This window comes from Brachyspira catarrhinii (genome assembly GCF_005518285.1).
Classification (GTDB): Bacteria; Spirochaetota; Brachyspiria; order Brachyspirales; family Brachyspiraceae; genus Brachyspira; species Brachyspira catarrhinii.
In genome coordinates, this window is the sequence record NZ_SJDU01000383.1 from 1 (window position 1) to 2,094 (window position 2,094).

Genomic DNA, 2,094 nt, shown 5'->3' on the forward strand with positions numbered 1-2,094 from the left:
GACGGCGGAAACGGTTTTTACAAAAGAGCGGAAATAGAAAATATAATTTTATTTTTAAAATATTTGATATTGAAAGATTATTCAGTTTTGCCAAAATTATTGAGAGCGGAATTTTTCGACATTAATATAGGAAATTTATCCGACTTTTCAAATTCTTTACTCGCAGAAGAATTGGATTTAAAAGATTATTTTTCGTTATCTTCTTTATATTCCGACAAATTTCAAAAGGCGTTTAAAATAGCTAAAGAAAAAAATTATTTTAAAGAGCTTGAAAAAAATAAAAAATTATTAAATTATATTGAAAAAAAATCCGCGACAATTAACTCGAGCGAAATTATAGAAACTATTTGCATCGAAACGAATTATTATAATTATTTAATGACTAAAGAAGACGCCGAATTATGCTATGCGAATATAGAAAAATTAAAATTAATCGCTTATGATTTTGAAGATAAAAGCGGAAAAAATTCTTACGATTTCGTTATGAGTTTAACTTCCGCTATAAACGATATTTCTTACGCTTCAGTTCCGAAATTATCCGTTGAAGCGGTGAAAGTTATGACAATTCATAAATCTAAAGGTTTGGAATTTAAAAATGTTTTTTTAGCGGGAGCGGGCTATCAAAGAAACGCGACTAACGACAGATTTGATTTTATAGAAGATTATCCTATCGTAGAAATTCCCGTTCATAATTATATTAAAGATTATAAAATAAAATTGTCGAATAAAGAAAGCGATTATAATAAAAACGCCGATTTATCGGAGAAGAGAAGACTCTTATATGTGGCATTAACGAGAGCTGGAGAGAATTTGATTATATCGGGAGAGAACGGCAGAAGCGGAAAAAATTCTTACAGAAGTTATATTAACGATTATATTTCGGAATTAAAAGATTTAAATAACGAATTTACAAGCGAAAGTCAAAATAATTTAATCGAAATAAAAAATATAAACAATAATTTTATTAATTTTTATTCTTACGGATATGGAATAAAATCTAAAGAAGAAAAAAATATAAAAGAAGATGAAATTAATAAAATAAATAAAATATTACAAAACGCGCCCGAAAATATCGAAACTAAAAAAAATATTGAAAACGAAATAAACAATATTCAATATGTCATTCCTTCTAAAATCGGAATTGATTACGAAGAAAATAATTTTAAAAATATAACCGAATTATTAAATAAAAGATTATCAAATTTGGAATTTGAAAAAGAAGAAATTGAAGAAGGCGAAGAGAAAATAAAAATCTCTCCGATAAATATGGGAACGATAATGCATGAATTACTTGAAAATTTCGATTTCTATAAATACTTTGAATATAAAGAAAATTATATTGAAAAATTAAAAACCGAAACTTTGAAATATTATAATTATTACGAGAGTAAAGATTTGAAAGAGAGGCTTGATATATATTTTAATAATTTTATAGAAAACGAACATATAAAAAATATAATAAACGGAAACGAAAAAATTATTTCGAGAGAGCATAAATTTCAAAGCCGAAAATTAGAAAATAAAACTCTTTCAATAATCAACGCAAAAATAGATTTAATAACTCAAAACTTAAACGGAGAATATTTTATTTTGGATTATAAAACTTCAAAACAAAGCAAAGAAAAAATCGAACTTTATAAAAGTCAATTAAATATTTATAAAGAAATAGTTAAAGAAACATTTAAAATAGAAAATGAAAAATTAAAAATCGATATAATATTTTTAGGATGATTTATTTTTTTATTTATAAATTTTTCTCTCGCCATTTTTCCACGACTTCTCTATTCATACGAGCGACATCGCAGAAGTGATTATTAATTTCTAAAGGATTTCCCGTTTTACTTTCATTGGCGTTCTTTGTCATGCACATAAAACAATAATCTATATCTTTACAATCAACGCATTTATCAAAATCTTTTCTTTTGAGAGAACGAATATATAACATTTTAGGCGATTTCTCCCAAATATCTTTTAAAGAAGTTTCATTTAAATTTCCGCAATCATAATTCCATCCCGTGCAAGGATAAACATTGCCTTTTGCATCCATGCAACAACTCGTAACACAAGCCCCGCATAAATCTCTATCCGAAACAT

Annotated in this window: 2 protein-coding genes; one reads left to right on the forward strand and one right to left on the reverse strand. The window is 25.9% G+C overall.

Annotation, left to right across the window (positions count from 1 at the left end):
- Positions 1-1,731 (forward strand): 3'-5' exonuclease (locus tag EZH24_RS10730; RefSeq protein ID WP_170310861.1); only part of this gene is annotated, 1,731 nt, incomplete at its 5' end.
- Positions 1,732-1,744: 13 nt separating this feature from the next.
- Here EZH24_RS10730 and EZH24_RS10735 read toward each other — a convergent pair.
- The coding region (locus EZH24_RS10735; RefSeq protein WP_137999114.1) for an SPASM domain-containing protein at positions 1,745-2,094 on the reverse strand (350 nt) is incomplete at its 5' end.